We start from the raw sequence: 15,731 nt of genomic DNA, 5'->3' as shown, positions 1-15,731 counted from the left end.
TTTCGTCGGGATGATCGGAATTTGGGAGTGGGGCCTAGTCCTCGGCTTCCTCGTTCAGCCCCTCGTCGGAGAGGAACTTCGCGAAGTCGTCGGTGTGCCGGAAGTCCCGGTAGACCGAGGCGTAGCGAACGTAGGCGACGTCATCGAGGCTCTTGAGCGCCTTCATGACCATCTCGCCCACAGCGCTGCTGGGCAGTTCGGTTTCGCCCATGCTCTCCAACTGGCGGACGATGCCGTTGACCATGCGATCGACCCGTTCGGCATCGATCGGGCGCTTGCGGGTGGCGATGGCGATCGAACGGACCAGCTTCTCGCGGTCGAAGGGCGAGCGGCGGCCGGAGCGCTTGAGGATGGTCAGTTCGCGCAGCTGCACGCGTTCGAAGGTCGTGAAGCGGCCGCCGCATTCGGGGCAGAGGCGGCGACGGCGGATGGCCGCGCCGTCTTCCGACGGGCGGCTGTCCTTGACCTGGCTTTCCATGTGTCCACAGAACGGGCAACGCATGATTTGGCCCCTCCGGTGGGCTTCGACCTACTAGTTGTAGATCGGGAAGCGTTTCGTCAATGCGATGACCTCTTCGCGAACCCGGGCCTCGACGGCCGGATCGCCGGCTTCATTGCCCGACAGGCCGTCAAGAACTTCACCGATCCACTTGCCGATCTGACGGAATTCTCCCTCGCCGAACCCGCGGGTGGTGCCGGCCGGGGTGCCGACGCGGATGCCCGAGGTCTTGGTCGGCGGCAGCGGGTCGAAGGGAATGCCGTTCTTGTTGGTGGTGATGTGGGCGCGTTCCAGCGCCTTCTCCGCCAGGGCGCCGGTGACGTTCTTGGGCCGCAGGTCGACCAGCATGACGTGGCTGTCGGTGCCGCCCGAAACGATGTTCAGGCCCGCCGACTGCAGGCCGTCGGACAGGGCGACGGCATTGGCGATGATCTGGGCGCCGTAGTCCTTGAAGGACGGCTGCAGCGCCTCGCCGAACGCCACCGCCTTGGCGGCGATGACATGCTCCAGCGGGCCGCCCTGGATGCCGGGGAAGATGGCGCTGTTGAACTTCTTGCCCAGATCCACATCGTTGCTGAGGATCAGGCCGCCGCGCGGGCCGCGCAGGGTCTTGTGGGTGGTGGTGGTGACCACATGGGCGTGCGGCACCGGGCTGGGATAGTGGCCGCCGGCGACGAGACCCGCAAAGTGGGCCATGTCGACCATCAGGTAGGCGCCGATGCTGTCGGCGATCTCGCGGAAGCGGGCGAAATCGATGACGCGGCTATAGGCGCTGCCGCCGGCGATAATCAGCTTGGGCTTCTCGGCGGCGGCGACTTCGGCGACCTGATCATAATCGATCAGCTGGTCCTGCTGACGCACAGAGTAGCTGACCGGCTTGAACCATTTGCCGGACTGGTTGGCCGGGCTGCCGTGGGTCAGGTGGCCGCCGGCCGCCAGGTCCATGCCCATGAAGGTGTCACCCGGCTTGAGCAGGGCCATGAACACCGCCTGGTTGGCTTGGCTGCCCGAGTGCGGCTGGACGTTGGCGTAGGCGGCGCCGAACAGCTCTTTGGCGCGGTCGATGGCGATCTGCTCGATGACGTCGACGTATTCGCAGCCGCCGTAGTAGCGCTTGCCCGGATACCCCTCGGCGTACTTGTTGGTCAGGATCGAACCCTGGGCCTGCAGCACGGCCCTGGAGACGATGTTCTCGGAGGCGATCAGCTCGATCTGGTCCCGTTGCCGGGTCAGCTCGAAATCGATGGCTTTGGCGATGTCCGGATCGGCTTGGGCCAGATCGGCGCCGAAGAAGGCGGGAGCAACTTTGGTGTGGGCGGTCATGGGTCTCTCCGGCGGCAACGGGCGCGGGGTCGCGCCCTGTTAAGGGTTGGAAGCGGGGGGATCAATCGGAACCGGCGGGGCGGCGAGACGTTCGCCTTGCCAAGCCGCTCGAAAAGGGGCGGCAAGTTCCGTTAGTCGTTGAGTTTGAAAGGTTTTGAAGCCATGGCCGACTCCACCCGCCCGCTGGGATCGTCGGACACGGAGTTGCTGCAACTGGGCTCGGACATTGTCTCCGCCTATGTGACGCGCAACCAGGTGAACGCCACCGCCCTGCCCGATTTGATTCGAAGCGTGCATCAGACGCTGAAAGGCCTGGAGAGCGCCGAGGTCGCCCCGGCGCCGCCAGCGGCCAAGCAGAAGCCGGCGGTGCCGATCGGCCGGTCGGTGCAGCACGACTACATCGTCTGTCTTGAGGACGGCAAACGGCTGACCATGCTGAAGCGCTACCTGCGGGCGCGCTACGATCTGTCGCCGGAAGACTATCGCCGCAAGTGGGGTCTGCCGCCGGAATACCCGATGGTCGCGCCGGCCTACGCCGAGCGACGCTCTGATTTCGCCAAGAAGATCGGGCTCGGAAAAGGTGTGCGGCGGAAGTAGCTCCCTTAGGCGGCCACGCCGCCAAGGCGCGCAATATTGCAGTGCGCCCAGAGTTTTTCCATAGCCCTGACGAGGTCGCGCATCATTTCGTCGGTGTGGAACGGCGTGGGCGTGAAGCGCAGGCGCTCGGTGCCGCGCGGCACCGTCGGGTAGTTGATCGGCTGGACGTAGATGCCGTGGTCTTCCAGCAGCATGTCCGAGACCATCTTGCAGTGCACGGGGTCGCCAACCATCACCGGAACGATGTGGCTGACCGACGGCATGACCGGCAGGCCGGCGTCGCGGAACATCTGCTTGAGGGTTTCGGCCCGTTCCTGATGGATGTCGCGGACCTCGGGATGCTGTTTCAGCCAGCGAACCGAGGCGGCGGCGCCGGCGGTCAGGGCCGGCGGCAGGCTGGTCGTGAAGATGAAGCCGGAGGCGAAGCTGCGGATGGCGTCGACCATCTCGATGTCGCCGGCGATGTAGCCGCCCATCACGCCGAACGCCTTGCCCAGCGTGCCTTCGATGATGTCGATGTCGTTCATGACGCCGTCACGCTCGGCCACGCCCGCGCCGCGCTGGCCGTAAAGGCCGACGGCGTGAACTTCGTCGAGGTAGGTGATGGCGTTGTACTTTTTCGCCAGGGCGACGGTGCCGGCCAGGTCGGCGATGTCGCCGTCCATCGAATAGACGCTCTCGAAGGCGATCAGCTTGGGCGCATCGGCCGGGGCGTCGATCAGCAGGCTTTCGAGGTGTTCCAGGTCGTTGTGGCGGAAGATGTGCCGGGCGCCGCCGCCATTGCGGATGCCGGCGATCATGCTGGCGTGGTTCAGTTCGTCCGAGAAGACGATCAGACCCGGCAGCACCTTGTAGAGGATCGACAGCGTCGCCTCATTGGCCACGTAGCCGGAGGTGAACAACAGGGCCGCGTCCTTGCCGTGCAGGTCGGCGAGTTCGCGTTCCAGTTCGACGTGATGGTGGGTGGTGCCGGAGATGTTGCGGGTGCCGCCCGAGCCGGAACCGTTGGCGTCGATGGCCGCGTGCATGGCGTCGAGCACGACCGGGTTCTGGCCCTGGCCGAGGTAGTCGTTCGAGCACCAGACGATGATGTCCTTGGAGCTGCCGTCGTCACGGGTCCAGGTGGCGCGCGGGAAGGCTCCACGGTGTCGCTTCAGATCGGCGAACACCCGGTAGCGACCTTCAGAACGAACCTGCTCCACGGCGGTCCGAAACGCGGCTTTATAGTCCATCTGGCGATGTCCGGTCCTCGCCCCGAGGCCCGGCCCCTCTTCTTCTCGTTGTCGGCGTGGGGTTTATCCCTCATCACCGAGACCTGTCCAATTAAGGATTTGTACGGAGGCAGAATACGCCGCCGACGGTCGCGGGTCCTGTGAGAACGTCTCTCAGGTTTATCCGACGAGCTCGTCCAGCTTTCCCCGCATCAGTTGCAGGACGGCCGAGAAGTCCTTCTGGCCGAATCCCAGGCCATCGAACATGGCGTAGAGGGCCTCGGCCTGGTTGCCCATCGGGGTGGTCGCGCCGGCTTTCGAGGCGGCGTCCTGGGCAAGCTTCAGGTCCTTCAGCATCAGGGCGGTGAGGAAGCCGCCTTCGTAGCCGCGGTTGGACGGCGCCGATTCCACCGGGCCCGGCCAGGGGCAGTAGGTGGTCAGACTCCAGCACTGGCCCGACGACTTCGAGGCGATGTCGAAGAACTTCGTCGGATCGAGGCCGAGCTTCTCGGCCAGGGCAAAGCTCTCGCAGACGCCGAGCATGGAGACGCCGAGCAGCATGTTGTTGCAGATCTTGGCCGCCTGGCCCGAGCCCAGGTCGCCCGCGTGAAAGACAGCGCGGGCCATGGGTTTGAGAGCCTCTTCGTAAGCCGGGTAGTCGTCCTCCTCGCAGCCGACCATGAAGGCCAGGGTCCCGCCCTCGGCGGCCATGATGCCGCCGCTGACCGGCGCGTCGCCGAATCGGAAGCCGGCGGCCTTGGCCATGGCTCCGACGGCGCGGGCGCTGTCGACATCGATGGTCGAGCAGTCGATCAGCAGGGCCGTGGTCGGGGCGTTGAGCAAGATGTCCTTTTCATAGACCTCGCGCACATGCTTGCCGGCCGGCAGCATGGTGATGACGATGTCCGCATCCTTCACCGCCTCCGCGACCGAGGCAGACGGCGAACAACCGTGGGCCACGGCCTTGTCGAGGGCCGCCGCCGACAGGTCAAAGGCGGCGACATGACGGCCGGCTTTGACCTGGTTGGACGCCATGCCAGCGCCCATGTTGCCGACGCCGATGAAGGCTACGCGGGTCATTTAAAACGCTCCTTGCGCCGACCCGTAGCGAGGCCGGCGTCGTTGGGAATCTACAGGCGGCGCAAGCCTATTTCGGCTTGCGGAACTTCAGCACGAACTGGTCGGTCTGGCCGCGGATCGAGGCGTCGAAGACGCTGGCGGTGCGCGGATCGGCGGGATTGCGCAGGATGTCGCTCTGGCTCTCCAGCACGAAGCCGGCGGCCAGGACTTCCTTCTTCACCGTCTCGATGTCGATGCGGTGCAGGCTGTTGCTGTCGCGCGTGCCCGAACCGTCGGCGGCGTAGTGATCGACGATGACCAGCAGGCCGCCCGGCTTCAGCGCGTCGAACAGCGCCTTGTCGACCATGCCGGCCAGGGCTTCCGGGGCCATGCTGAGGTGCATGTCGTGGTAGTTCTGGGCGGTGAAGATGACGTCCAGCGGCTCGGGAAAGGTGACGGCGCCGAGCGACGGGCGCAGCGGCACCACGTTGGCATAGTCGGCGACCACCGTGTCCTGGTTGGTCCCATAGCTGGCCTGGAAGTCGATGAACTCCTTGGGCTGCACGGCGTAGACCTTGCCGGTCGAACCGACGGCGGCCGAGAAGATGCGGGTGAAATAGCCGCCGCCCATGATGAAGTCGCCGACCTTGTCGCCGGGATTGACCTCGGCGATGGCCAGCAGCTCCGCGGGCTTGCGGGCGACGTCACGGGCCTTCTGGTCGGCCGGACGCTTGGCGTCGTTCAGGGCGGCGCTGTAGTCGGCGGCGACCACGGCCCCGGTCATGGCCAGAGCGAGCGCTCCGGCGACAGCGGCGATCAGTGTCTTGTTCAACGGCGTGCCCTCCCAGGCTTGCGGAAGCGGTAGACGAACTGGTCGGTCTCGCCCCGGATGGTTTTGTCGACGACGCTTACATTCATGCGGTCCTTCGGCTCGCGCAGGAACTCGCCCTGCCCGTCGAAGATGAAGCCGGCCGCCTCGACTTCCCGGCGCACGACGGCCGGATCGATGCGGTGGAAACTGTTCACGGCAGACAGGCCGCTGCCCTTCTGGGCCGAGTGGTCGATGACGACGTAGAGACCGCCCGGCTTGAGGGCGCGGAACACCGCGCGGTTGAAGGCCGGCACATCGACCGGTCCCATCCGCGTGGTGTGCAGGTCGTGGTAGTTCTGGGCCGTGAAGACGACGTCCAGCTTCTCGGGAGCAGAGAACCTCGGCATCGTATCGACGATCATGCGGGTATTGGCGTAGGCCGGGTCCTGGGTGACGACCGTGACCGCCGGATCGCGATTGGCCTGGGCGGCGAACTCGCCGGGCACATAGGCGTAGACGCGGCCACGCGGACCGACGGCCTTGGAGAAGATGCGGGTGAAATAGCCTGCCCCGGGGATCAGGTCGGCGACCTTCATGCCGGGCTTGATGCCGGCGAACAGGACGGTTTCGCCCGGACGCCGGCCCACGTCGCGGGCCATGTCGGCGGCCGGCCGGCTGGGATCGGTCAGGGCGGCGTCCAGCCAGGTCGGCAGCGCCGCTCCGGCTTCCACGGGCGGCGGCGGCGGGGGCGGGGTGGTGGCGCAGGCGGTCAGGGTCAGGACGGCGGCCAGGGCCAGCCAACTCACGCGGGGCGTCATTCGTCTCTCCTGGACGTTTGCTTCGTTCGGTCCCCCGACCTGCGGACCTCTCTAGGCTAGATTGTGGCTCACGTCAGCGGAGTCCATTCCTCATTCGCGGGCAGAGGCGCGAAAATCTCGTCCAGCAGGTCGTCGCCGACCGCCTCGACGGTTTCGGGGCTCCAGCGCGGGCTGTTGTCCTTGTCGATGATGACGGCGCGGACACCCTCGATGAAGTCGGGCCGCTGCACGACGTGGGCGCCGATGCGGTACTCCATGACCATGTTGTCGGCGAAGTCGTCGAACAGGGCGCCGTGGGCCAGTTGGCGGAAGGCGACTTTCATCGTCTGCGGCGACTTGGTCCCGAGGGTGACGAGGGTGCTTCGCGCCCATTCGCCGGTGTCCTGTTCCAGGTCTTCGAGGATGGCCTCGACCGACGGGCGGCCGAAGAACCGGTCGATGTCTTCCAGATGCGCCTCGATCGGGGCCGGGCCGGCGTCGCGGACGAAATGGGCGAGCGCGCCGGCGATGCTCTCCGGGTGCTCGGCCAGCGCGGCCTTGAAGCCCTCGACGTGCCCGCTCGGCATATAGTGGGTGGCGATGCCCAGCCGAATGCAGTCGGCGCCCTTGATCCGCGCCCCGGTCAACGCCAGCCACAGCCCGGTCTTGCCGGGCAGGCGCGGCAGGAACCAGCCGCCGCCGACGTCAGGGAACAGGCCGATGCCGGTCTCGGGCATGGCGAAGGTGGTCCGCTCGGTGGCGATGCGCACGGCGGCCGGCATGGAGAGACCGACACCGCCGCCCATGGTCACCCCGTCCATCACCGCCACCACGGGCTTGGGATAGACAAACAGCAGATGGTTCAGCCGGTACTCGGTGTGGAAGAACTCGCGAGCCTCGCGGCCGTCCCCTGCCCCGCTCTCGGCCAGCATGCGGATGTCGCCGCCGGCGCAGAAGCCGCGCTCGCCGCTATGGTCGATGAGAACGCAGTGGACCGCGTCGTCGTCGCGCCAGGCCAGCAGGGCTTCAGTGATCAGCCGGCACATGTTGGTGGTCAGCGCATGCAGCGCTTTGGGCCGATTGAGGGTGACGCGACCGACGCCGGCTTCGACGCGGGTGAGGACTTCGGGTTCTTCGGTCATGTTCATCTGATAGCGCACGAGCGGGGCAAAAGTCGCCCTATTGCCGGAACATCTCGCGCCCGATGATCACCCGCATGATCTCGTTGGTGCCTTCGAGGATCTGGTGCACCCGCAGGTCGCGGACGATGCGCTCCATCGGGTAGTCGGCCAGGTAGCCGTAGCCGCCGTGCAGCTGCAGGGCGTTGTTGGCGACGTCGAAGCAGCTGTCGGTGGCGAAGCGTTTGGCCATGGCGCAGAGCTTGGTGGCGTGGGGGTCGCGATTGTCGAGGGCGCTGGCGGCGTTGCGGACCATCAGCTGCGAGGCCTGAAGGTCGGTGGCCATGTCGGCGATCTTGAACTGCAGAGCCTGGAAATCCTTCAGCGGTTTGCCGAACTGGTTGCGGGTTTCCATGTAGGCCTTGGCCGTGTCCAACGCGAAGGCGGCGCCGCCCAGCGAGCAGCTGGCGATGTTCAGCCGACCGCCGTCCAGGCCCATCATGGCGAAGCGGAAGCCCTCGCCCTCGCCGCCGATGCGGTTCTCGACCGGCACGCGAACGTTGTCGAAGTTGACCTGGGCCGTCGGCTGCGACTTCCAGCCCATCTTCTTCTCGTTGGCGCCGAACGACAGGCCTTCCCAGCCCTTCTCCACGACGAACGCCGAGACGCCCTTGGGGCCGTCGGCCCCGCTGCGGGCCATGACGACGTAGACGTCCGAGACCCCGGCGCCGGAGATGAAGGCCTTGGAACCGTTCAGGACGTAATGATCGCCGTCCAGCCGGGCGCTGGTGCGCATGGCGGCGGCGTCGGAGCCGCTGCCGGGCTCGGTCAGGCAGTAGCTGGCGATCAGCTCCATGGTGGTCAGGCGCGGCAGGTATTTGTGGCGCAGTTCGTCCGACGCGAAGCGGTCGATCATCCAGGAGGCCATGTTGTGGATGGTCAGGTAGGCGGCGGTCGGCACGCAGCCGTAGCTGAGCGCCTCAAAGATCAGCGAGGCGTCGAGGCGGCTCAGGCCGGAGCCGCCGACATCTTCCTGCACATAGACGCCGGCGAAGCCGAGCGCGGCGGCCTGGCGCAGGACATCAACCGGGAAGTGGCTTTCTTCATCCCATCCGGCGGCATGCGGGGCGAGTTCATCCCTTGCGAAGGCCTGGGCCATCTCCTGGATGGCGCGCTGATCGTCGGTGAGGGAGAAATCCATGCGTCGATGTCCTGATCTCGCGCGAAGAGTTACCCTCACGCCGTGGGCTTGCTGACCTGACGCCGAGGGGCCAAGCTGTCAACCGCTGCCTGACGGGAGAGCCGCATGACCTTAACGGACGCCGAGGCCCGCCGGTTCGACACCGAGCGGGTCATGGGACTGATCGGCTACGGCCTGCTGTTCAGCGCCATCTTCTTCGCCGGGGTGCCCGGCATCGTCGGGGTGATCATGGCCTACAGCCAGCGACGGTCCGCCACCCCGCAGCTCCGCGAGCATTACCGGTTCCAGATCCAGATCTTCTGGATCGGCTTCCTGCTGGGCCTCGTCGCCGGAATCTGCGGCCTCTGGGCGCTGGCCGACCTGCTCGGAGAGGCCTGGCGCGACGAGCTGCACAGCGACGTGCAGGTCTCGAACCTGACCTTCACCGGCCGCATCATCGGCCTGTTCATCGCCTCCGGCATCGGCCTGGCCCTGATGGCCCTGTGGTCGCTGGCGGCCCCGGCGGTCGGCTTCCTGCGGCTGGCGACGACGCCGCGGCCGGTCGCGGCGGCATGAAGCGGCTGCTGATCGGCATACTGGCCCTGTCGGCCCTGGCCGGCGCCGCCAGCGCGGCGGACGGTAGCTATTACGTGATCATGAAGGGCGATCCGGAAAAGCCGGACCTCTGCCTGTTCCGGGATGCGAAGAGCCGCGACCGGTCGGCGCCGGGAGATCAGGCCTATGTGATCGGCAAGGTGTCGCGGGCCGGGGGGTCCGTCAGCATCGACCAGACCGTCTACACGCCGTCCGGGGACTGGAGTGTTGAGGACCGCTACAGGTTTGCCGCCGACGGCTCGGGAACTCTGGAGCGATCCGGCGCCAGCGCGAGCAGCGGGACCGGCTTGAAGGAGCGCTACGCCTGGGGGCCGGCGGGCAAGGCCGAGCGGACCCTGCACGAGATCCGCGACCTCGAACCGCCTCATGCCCCGACGACCGATTTCTATCCGGACGACATGACGGTGATCACCCGGCCGGACGGCTTCGACTTCTGGTTGCTGGTCGAGCAGCTCGACGCCGTGGAGGCGGCCGATCACGTCTGCATGCCAAGCGGCAGCTGGCGCCCCTAGGCGCTTGCGCTCGCCTGCCCGTTGCGCGACACCGCGCCCATGACCGTTCCGCCCCTCGCCGCCTACCCCGCCACCCGTTTGCGCCGCCTGCGCCAGGCCGACTGGTCCCGCCGCATGGTGCGCGAGACTTCGCTGCAGCCCTCCGACCTGATCTGGTCGATGGTGGTGCATGAGGGCGAGGGTCGGATTCCCGTCGCCTCGATGCCGGGCGTCGACCGCCTGAGCATCGCCGAAGCGGCCAAGGCGGCCATTGCAGCCCGCGAGCTGGGCATCCCATGCATCGCCATCTTCCCCCACATCGACGGGGCCCGGAAGGACGCCGAGGGCAGCCTGGCGGCCGAGGAAGACGGGGTCATCTGCCGGGCGATCAAGGCCATGAAGGCCGCCGCCCCCGAGGTCGGCATCATGTGCGACGTGGCGCTCGATCCCTTCACCACCCACGGCCACGACGGCGTGCTGAAGGACGGCCGCGTCGTCAACGACGCCACCATCGAGCGTCTGGTCGAGCAGGCCCTGGTCCAGGCCCGGGCTGGCTGCGATATCCTCGCTCCCTCGGACATGATGGACGGCCGGGTCGGGGCGATCCGCGCGGCGCTGGAGGCCGAGGGCCTGCAGGACGTTATGATCATGTCCTACGCCGCCAAGTACGCCTCGGCCTTCTACGGTCCCTACCGCGACGCCATCGGCTCCGGGAAGCTGGGCAGCGGCGACGTCGCCAACCCCGGCGACAAGAAGACCTACCAGATGGACCCGGCCAACACCGAGGAGGCCATCCGCGAGGTCGCCCTCGACATCGCCGAGGGCGCCGACATGGTCATGGTCAAGCCGGGCATGCCCTACCTCGACATCGCCCGCCGGCTGGTCGACGAATTCGCCATGCCGACCTTCGCCTTCCAGGTGAGCGGCGAGTACGCGATGATCATGGCCGCCGCCCAGAACGGCTGGATCGACGAGGAGCGGGCCATCCTCGAGAGCCTGGGCGCCTTCAAGCGGGCCGGCTGCGCCGGGATCATCACCTACTTCGCGCCGCGCGTGGCGAAGATGCTGCGCGGCTAGTTGAGATTCAATATTAAGTAGGCCATGCTGCCCGAGCATTCGGGAAGGACGGCCATGGAAACGATCACCTCGGTCAAGGCGCTGGAGGATCGCATCGGCGTCGCCGGCCTCGGCGTGAAGATGAAGATCATCGACCATCTCGACGAAACGGCGACCGGCTGGATCGCCGCCTCGCCGTTCGTCTTCCTGGGCATCGGCGGCGAGGACGGGCCGACGGCGACAGCGGCGGGCGGACCGGCCGGGTTCGTGACGCCCACCCGGGCCGGGGTCTCCATCCCGCTGGACGCCATCGACAACCCGGGCGGCCTCGAGGTCGGCGTCGGGGCCGGCCTGCTGTTCCTCGCCCCCGGCGTCGGCGAGACCTTGCGGGCCAATGGCAGGATCTCGGCGGTCAGCGAGACGGCGGTGGAGATCGCCGTCGAGGAATGCTTCGTCCACTGCGCCAAGGCCTTGATCCGCTCCGAATTCTGGACCGGCGGCGAACCGGCGGCGCCCACCGATCCTGACGCCTTCATGGACGCCTGCCGCTTCCTGGCCTTGGTCACCATGGACCGGGGCGGCCAGGCCGATGTCAGCCCCAAGGGCGATCCCGCCGGCCTGCTGGTGCGGATGCGGGACGGCCGCGCCACCCTGGCCGAGCGGCCGGGCAACCGGCTGGCCTTCGGCTACCGCAACATCATCGAACAGCCCCGGGTCGCCGCCTTCGCCATCGCACCGGGCAGCGGCCAAGCGGCGGTGCTGCGCGGCCGGGCCGTGCTCACCGCCGATGACGACATACGCCAGGCCTTCGTGGTCGACGGCAAGACGCCGATCCTGGCCACCGTCATCGAGACGGACAGCCCGACGCTCGCCTCAAGCCGGGCGCTGGAGCGGGCCGGACTGTGGAACGGCCCTCCGGCCTCTGGGATCGACCCGGCGGCGGCGCTGGTCGCCCACATCAAGCTTAACAAGATCAAGGGCGTCGAGGCCACCCTGCTGCGGCTGGCCGTCAAGCGCGACCTGGTCCACGGTGGCCTGCAGAGCAATTACAAGACCGATCTCTACTGATCCTTGCCGCCAAACGGCCAGCGCAGCCAGCCCTGCTTCTTCGGCGCCGCGACCGGCGGCGGCTCGGCCCGCTGCGGACAGGCGTCCACCGCGAAACCGCCCAGGTCGATGCAGCGACCGTCGATGTCGGCCGGCGGCCTCACCCCGATCAGATGCGCCAGCGTCGGGCCGATGTCGGTGGTCTCGATGGGATAGAAGCGCTCCTGCCCCTGTCCGCCCGACCACCAGAACAGGATCGGCACGCGGCGGTCGTAGTCCCAGGGGCTGCCGTGGGTGCTCAGGGCGCCGCCCAGCCGGGCCTGCAGCGGCGAAACCCCCGGCGCGAGAATGACGATGACGTCCGGCGAGCGGCCAGCGACAGCGCTCATCGCGGCGCGTTCCTTGACGCTCACATCCTCCGGCGACAGGCCGGGCCGCAGCGGAACCGCGAGCAACTCATCAAGGGTGTAGGCGGCGGCGATGCCGGACTTCGTCGCCAGCCAGTCGGCGGCCGCCCTGGCGATCTTCGACCGCAGGGGCTCAGGCAGGCGCACATTGCGGTCATCGACGACGTAGAGGCCGCTGCCGTCGAAGATCACCGGATTGGCCGTCAGCTTGAACTGGGCCTTGAGGGCCATGTTCAGTTGCGCCAGCACCTCGGGGTCGTAGCGCCGGGCCTCAGGATAGCCACGCTCGGCCTGGCGCTCGGAGAAGTCGGAGCCGCCATGGTCGGCGGTCAGCACCACCAGCGCCCCGCCGGGTGCAGCCTTCGCGGCCTCGAGCAGCTTGCCGAGCGCGGCGTCGAGGCGGAACTGCTGTTCGCACATCTCCGGCCCCTGGGTGCCGAAGCCGTGGCCGATGCGGTCGGTGGCCGACAGGCTGACGGCCAGCACGTCGGTGGCCGCGCCGGCGCCCAGCTTCTGCTCATCGATCAGACGGATGGCGCCTTCGACGGTGACCTCGTCGAGCAGCGGGGTGTTGTCGAACTGCACCTTGGCCGGCGGCACCTGGCTGTGCCAGGTCTGGCCGGCGATCTGGTAGTCGGCCTCGAGCGTGCGGCAATAGTCGTTCTGGTAGGTCCAGGAGGCCGGCTTGCCCTCGTAGCGGGCCTTGAGGTCGGCGTTGATGGCCTTGACCGGCGCCAGCCGCGCCTCGTCACTCTGGCCGGGCTCGACGTAGGTCGTGAAGCCGAAGCCCTCGCGCCACCAGAAGACGCCGTCGCCCTTGTGGCCTGCCATGGCGATGGCGCCGCGGTCCTTGCCGGAGATGGCGAAGACCCGGCCGCCCGCGCCGCCGTCCTTCATCCAGTCGCCAAGGGTCGTGGCCCTCATGTTGTCGGGACCGACCGGGCCGTTGCCCCCGGTCAGGCCGCCCGCCAGCCGGTTGGCCGGGGCGCTGAAGCAGTAGACGCTCTTGCCGGTGACCGGGTCGAGCCAGTCATTGGCCGGGATGCCGGTCTTGTTGGGATGCTTGCCGGTCAGGATGGTCGAGTGGCCCGGGCAGGTCTCGGTTCCCGAATGGGTCTGGTAGCCGTTGATATGCACCAGGCCCTGGTCGGCCAGGGTGCGCAGCCCGCCGACATAGCGGCTGCGGTACTGGTTGAAGAGGTTGGAACTGAACTGGTCGACGCTGATCACCACCACCAGCTTCGGAACCGGCCTGGGGTCGGCGGCCTGGGAGACGCCGGCGACGGCGAGGACGGAAAGGCCGGCGAGGGCGCCGGACCAGTGACGAAGCGTCATGGACCTACCTGAACAACGATGCGGAGCGTCCTCATAGGGCGCCCCGCCGACATTTTCACGACGCTTGGTCAAGCACCGCCGAGATCGGCAGCTTGCGGATCGGCTTGCCGGTCAGTTTCGCCAGCGCATTGACCAGCGCCGGGGTCGCCGGCGGCAGGCCGGGCTCGCCGATGCCGCCAAGCACCGGCTCGTCGTTTTCGATGAAAATGGTCTCGATGACCTTCGGCGCCTCGTTCATCCGCATGATCCGGTAGCCGTCGAAGTTGCGGTTTTGGCAGGAGCCGTTCGCCACCTCGATGCCTTCGAACAAGGCCGTGGACAGCCCCTGGACGATACCGCCCTCCATCTGGTTGCGGGCCCCGTCCGGGGTGACGACGCGGGCGCAGTCGATGACGCAGGTCACCTTGTGGACGGTGACGACGCCGCCATCCAGGCTGGCCTCGACCACATGGGCGCAAAGGCTGGCGAAGCTGTAGACGAAGGCGAAGCCCCGCGCCCGCCCCTTCGGCAGGGCCTTGCCCCAGTCGCCGGCCTCGGCGGCGGCGTCGATGACCTTCAGGGCGCGCGGATTGTCGGCCAGCAGCTCGCGGCGCAGCTGCACCGGGTCCTTGCCGGCCGCCAGCGCCACCTCGTCGAGGAAGCTCTCGACAAAATAGCCGTTCTGTGTGGCCCCGACCGACCGCCAGGGGGCCATGGGGATGACCTGATCGACCCGCACCCAGTCGATCCTGTAGGCCGGGAACCTGTAGAGGATGTCGGGCAGGATCTGCACCGAGGAGCCGTCGATCTGGCCCTTGGGCAGGCCGCCGGGCGCGAAGCTGTCGCGCATCGAGGGGCCGGCCGTGCGGATGTGGAAGGCGGTCAGCTTGCCGTCCTTGCCCAGCGCCGCCTTCATGCGGGCGACCTGTGCGGGGCGATACCAGCCCTGGCCGATCTCGTCCTCGCGCCGCCAGAAGACCTTGACCGGCGTCTTGAGAGCCATGGCCACGGCGACAGCCGCCGGGATGCCGTCATCCCCCAGCCGCCGCCCGAAGCCGCCGCCCAGCATCAGGGTGTGCAGCTTGACCTTTTCGACCGGCAGGCCGGCGGCCTTGGCTGCGGTGCCCCGGTTGCGGTCCTGGGTCTGGAACGGTCCCCACAGTTCAAGCCCGCCGTCGGCGGTCGGGGCGATGGTCACCGACCAGGGCTCCATCGGGGTGTGGGCGATGTAGGGCACCTCGTAGTCGGCCTCGACCACCTTGGCGGCGCCGGCCAGGGCGGCGGGCACGCCCGCGTCGTTGCGGGCGACGATGGCCTCGGCGTCCTTGTCCAGGCCCGTCAGCATGGCCGCCGAGATGGCGTCGGAGCTGAGCCCGTCATAGGCCGTCGAGGCCCAGGAGACCTCCAGCGCCTGGGCGCCCTTCATGGCCGCCCACTGGGTTTTCGCCACCACCGCCGCGCCGCCGTCGAAGGCCACGACCCGCGTCACGCCCTTGACGGCCAGGGCCGGCGCGTCATTCAGCTTGGCGACCTTGCCGGTCCAGACCGGCGACAGCACGGCGCAGGCGTAGACCATGCCCGGCAGGGTGAAATCGGACGAGAAGATCGGCTCGCCGCGCACCTTGGCCGGGATATCGACCCGCGGGGTCGATTTGCCGACGATGGTGTAGCTCTTGGGGTCCTTGGGAACGCCCTCGACGGCCGGGCTGGCGGCCGCCAGCTTCGCCGCCTCGCCGAGCGGCATCAGCGGTTTGCCGGCCCGCAGCAGCCTGCCATCGACGATGGTAACCTCGGCGGCCGGGACCTTGGCCTTGGCGGCGGCCGCCTCGATCAGGCTCTGGCGGGCCGAGGCCCCGACCTTGCGCAGGGCGTCCCACCAGGCGCGCACGCCCTGGCTGCCGCCCGAGCCCATCTGGCCGCCGCGCCGGAACGGGTCGGACGGTTCGGGAGTGTCGACGCTGACCCAGGCCAGCGGCACGCCGATCTCGTCGGCGATGATGGCGGCGTGGGCGGTATGGGTCCCCTGCCCCATCTCGGTGGTCGGGGAATGCAGCAGGATGCGGCCGTCCGCGCCGATGACCAGATAGGCGGTCCAGGCGGCGGCGGTTCCGTTCTGGGCCCCGGCCGGCGGGGTGACGACAAAGCTGACGGTGAAGGCGCCGCTGGTGGCGAGGAAGGCGCGGCGGTTGAGGGGAGCGTTCATGGC

15 protein-coding genes are annotated in these 15,731 nt (G+C 68.1%); 5 read left to right on the top strand and 10 right to left on the bottom strand.

What is annotated here, in order from left to right:
* Positions 1-34: 34 nt before the first annotated feature.
* Both nrdR and glyA read right to left on the bottom strand, forming a co-directional pair.
* Positions 35-502 (bottom strand): transcriptional regulator NrdR, encoded by a 468-nt coding sequence (gene nrdR, locus O5I81_RS09150; protein ID WP_271068635.1) that lies wholly within the window; start codon positions 500-502, stop codon positions 35-37.
* Positions 503-532: 30 nt separating this feature from the next.
* Positions 533-1,822, bottom strand: coding sequence for a serine hydroxymethyltransferase (gene glyA, locus O5I81_RS09145; protein WP_271068634.1), 1,290 nt, complete (start codon positions 1,820-1,822; stop codon positions 533-535).
* 162 nt (positions 1,823-1,984) lie between these two features.
* Here glyA and O5I81_RS09140 point away from each other — a divergent pair, with 162 nt between their 5' ends.
* Positions 1,985-2,419: a MucR family transcriptional regulator gene (locus O5I81_RS09140; RefSeq protein ID WP_271068633.1), complete on the top strand. Its 435-nt coding sequence runs from the start codon at positions 1,985-1,987 to the stop codon at positions 2,417-2,419.
* A gap of 5 nt (positions 2,420-2,424) precedes the next feature.
* On the opposite strand, the gene hemA is transcribed toward O5I81_RS09140, so the two are convergent.
* The 6 genes from hemA to O5I81_RS09110 form a co-directional block, all read right to left on the bottom strand.
* Positions 2,425-3,651, bottom strand: a complete 1,227-nt coding sequence (hemA, locus tag O5I81_RS09135) for a 5-aminolevulinate synthase (protein WP_271068632.1) — start codon at positions 3,649-3,651, stop codon at positions 2,425-2,427.
* 159 nt (positions 3,652-3,810) lie between these two features.
* Complete coding sequence (gene mmsB / locus O5I81_RS09130; protein ID WP_271068631.1) at positions 3,811-4,710, bottom strand: 3-hydroxyisobutyrate dehydrogenase; 900 nt, start codon at positions 4,708-4,710, stop codon at positions 3,811-3,813.
* A gap of 67 nt (positions 4,711-4,777) precedes the next feature.
* Positions 4,778-5,521, bottom strand: a complete 744-nt coding sequence (locus O5I81_RS09125; RefSeq protein ID WP_271068630.1) for a methyltransferase — start codon at positions 5,519-5,521, stop codon at positions 4,778-4,780.
* Complete coding sequence (locus O5I81_RS09120) at positions 5,518-6,318, bottom strand: class I SAM-dependent methyltransferase (protein ID WP_271068629.1); 801 nt, start codon at positions 6,316-6,318, stop codon at positions 5,518-5,520. The genes O5I81_RS09125 and O5I81_RS09120 overlap by 4 nt, the downstream gene beginning before the upstream one ends.
* 68 nt (positions 6,319-6,386) lie before the next feature.
* On the bottom strand, positions 6,387-7,439 hold the full coding sequence (locus O5I81_RS09115; RefSeq protein ID WP_271068628.1) for an enoyl-CoA hydratase/isomerase family protein: 1,053 nt from the start codon (positions 7,437-7,439) through the stop codon (positions 6,387-6,389).
* A 37-nt stretch (positions 7,440-7,476) separates the two neighbouring features.
* The gene (locus O5I81_RS09110; protein WP_271068627.1) at positions 7,477-8,616 is read right to left on the bottom strand and encodes an isobutyryl-CoA dehydrogenase; all 1,140 of its coding nucleotides are present in this window, start codon (positions 8,614-8,616) and stop codon (positions 7,477-7,479) included.
* Positions 8,617-8,721: 105 nt separating this feature from the next.
* On the opposite strand from O5I81_RS09110, the gene O5I81_RS09105 reads away from it, so the two are divergent.
* The 4 genes from O5I81_RS09105 to O5I81_RS09090 are packed head-to-tail and all read left to right on the top strand — an operon-like array spanning position 8,722 to position 11,825.
* Entirely contained in the window at positions 8,722-9,171 is a 450-nt protein-coding gene (locus O5I81_RS09105; RefSeq protein ID WP_271068626.1) for a hypothetical protein, read from the top strand.
* Complete coding sequence (locus O5I81_RS09100) at positions 9,168-9,722, top strand: hypothetical protein (RefSeq protein ID WP_271068625.1); 555 nt, start codon at positions 9,168-9,170, stop codon at positions 9,720-9,722. Before O5I81_RS09105 ends, O5I81_RS09100 begins: the two co-directional genes overlap by 4 nt.
* Before the next feature lie 39 nt (positions 9,723-9,761).
* Positions 9,762-10,778, top strand: a complete 1,017-nt coding sequence (gene hemB, locus O5I81_RS09095; protein ID WP_271068624.1) for a porphobilinogen synthase — start codon at positions 9,762-9,764, stop codon at positions 10,776-10,778.
* 54 nt (positions 10,779-10,832) lie between these two features.
* Positions 10,833-11,825 carry a pyridoxamine 5'-phosphate oxidase family protein gene (locus O5I81_RS09090; RefSeq protein ID WP_271068623.1) on the top strand — a complete coding sequence of 331 codons (993 nt, stop codon included), beginning with the start codon at positions 10,833-10,835 and terminating at the stop codon, positions 11,823-11,825.
* On the opposite strand, the gene O5I81_RS09085 is transcribed toward O5I81_RS09090, so the two are convergent.
* Both O5I81_RS09085 and O5I81_RS09080 read right to left on the bottom strand, forming a co-directional pair.
* Positions 11,819-13,546 (bottom strand): alkaline phosphatase family protein, encoded by a 1,728-nt coding sequence (locus O5I81_RS09085; RefSeq protein ID WP_271068622.1) that lies wholly within the window; start codon positions 13,544-13,546, stop codon positions 11,819-11,821. The genes O5I81_RS09090 and O5I81_RS09085 overlap by 7 nt on opposite strands.
* Positions 13,547-13,601: 55 nt before the next feature.
* Positions 13,602-15,728, bottom strand: coding sequence for a molybdopterin cofactor-binding domain-containing protein (locus O5I81_RS09080; RefSeq protein ID WP_271068621.1), 2,127 nt, complete (start codon positions 15,726-15,728; stop codon positions 13,602-13,604).
* Between the last annotated feature and the right edge of the window lie 3 nt (positions 15,729-15,731).

The sequence above is a fragment of the Caulobacter sp. NIBR1757 genome (assembly GCF_027912495.1).
GTDB lineage: Bacteria > Pseudomonadota > Alphaproteobacteria > Caulobacterales > Caulobacteraceae > Caulobacter.
This window is presented reverse-complemented; position numbering and strand designations above follow the sequence as displayed.

Excerpts from the sequence above, each read along its gene's own strand:
- nrdR (WP_271068635.1), bottom strand. The coding sequence starts at position 502 with ATGCGTTGCCCGTTCTGTGGACACATGGAAAGCCAGGTCAAGGACAGC.
- glyA (WP_271068634.1), bottom strand. The coding sequence starts at position 1,822 with ATGACCGCCCACACCAAAGTTGCTCCCGCCTTCTTCGGCGCCGATCTG.
- O5I81_RS09140 (WP_271068633.1), top strand. The coding sequence starts at position 1,985 with ATGGCCGACTCCACCCGCCCGCTGGGATCGTCGGACACGGAGTTGCTG.
- hemA (WP_271068632.1), bottom strand. The coding sequence starts at position 3,651 with ATGGACTATAAAGCCGCGTTTCGGACCGCCGTGGAGCAGGTTCGTTCT.
- mmsB (WP_271068631.1), bottom strand. The coding sequence starts at position 4,710 with ATGACCCGCGTAGCCTTCATCGGCGTCGGCAACATGGGCGCTGGCATG.
- O5I81_RS09120 (WP_271068629.1), bottom strand. The coding sequence starts at position 6,318 with ATGACGCCCCGCGTGAGTTGGCTGGCCCTGGCCGCCGTCCTGACCCTG.
- O5I81_RS09115 (WP_271068628.1), bottom strand. The coding sequence starts at position 7,439 with ATGACCGAAGAACCCGAAGTCCTCACCCGCGTCGAAGCCGGCGTCGGT.
- O5I81_RS09110 (WP_271068627.1), bottom strand. The coding sequence starts at position 8,616 with ATGGATTTCTCCCTCACCGACGATCAGCGCGCCATCCAGGAGATGGCC.
- O5I81_RS09105 (WP_271068626.1), top strand. The coding sequence starts at position 8,722 with ATGACCTTAACGGACGCCGAGGCCCGCCGGTTCGACACCGAGCGGGTC.
- O5I81_RS09100 (WP_271068625.1), top strand. The coding sequence starts at position 9,168 with ATGAAGCGGCTGCTGATCGGCATACTGGCCCTGTCGGCCCTGGCCGGC.
- hemB (WP_271068624.1), top strand. The coding sequence starts at position 9,762 with ATGACCGTTCCGCCCCTCGCCGCCTACCCCGCCACCCGTTTGCGCCGC.
- O5I81_RS09090 (WP_271068623.1), top strand. The coding sequence starts at position 10,833 with ATGGAAACGATCACCTCGGTCAAGGCGCTGGAGGATCGCATCGGCGTC.
- O5I81_RS09085 (WP_271068622.1), bottom strand. The coding sequence starts at position 13,546 with ATGACGCTTCGTCACTGGTCCGGCGCCCTCGCCGGCCTTTCCGTCCTC.
- O5I81_RS09080 (WP_271068621.1), bottom strand. The coding sequence starts at position 15,728 with ATGAACGCTCCCCTCAACCGCCGCGCCTTCCTCGCCACCAGCGGCGCC.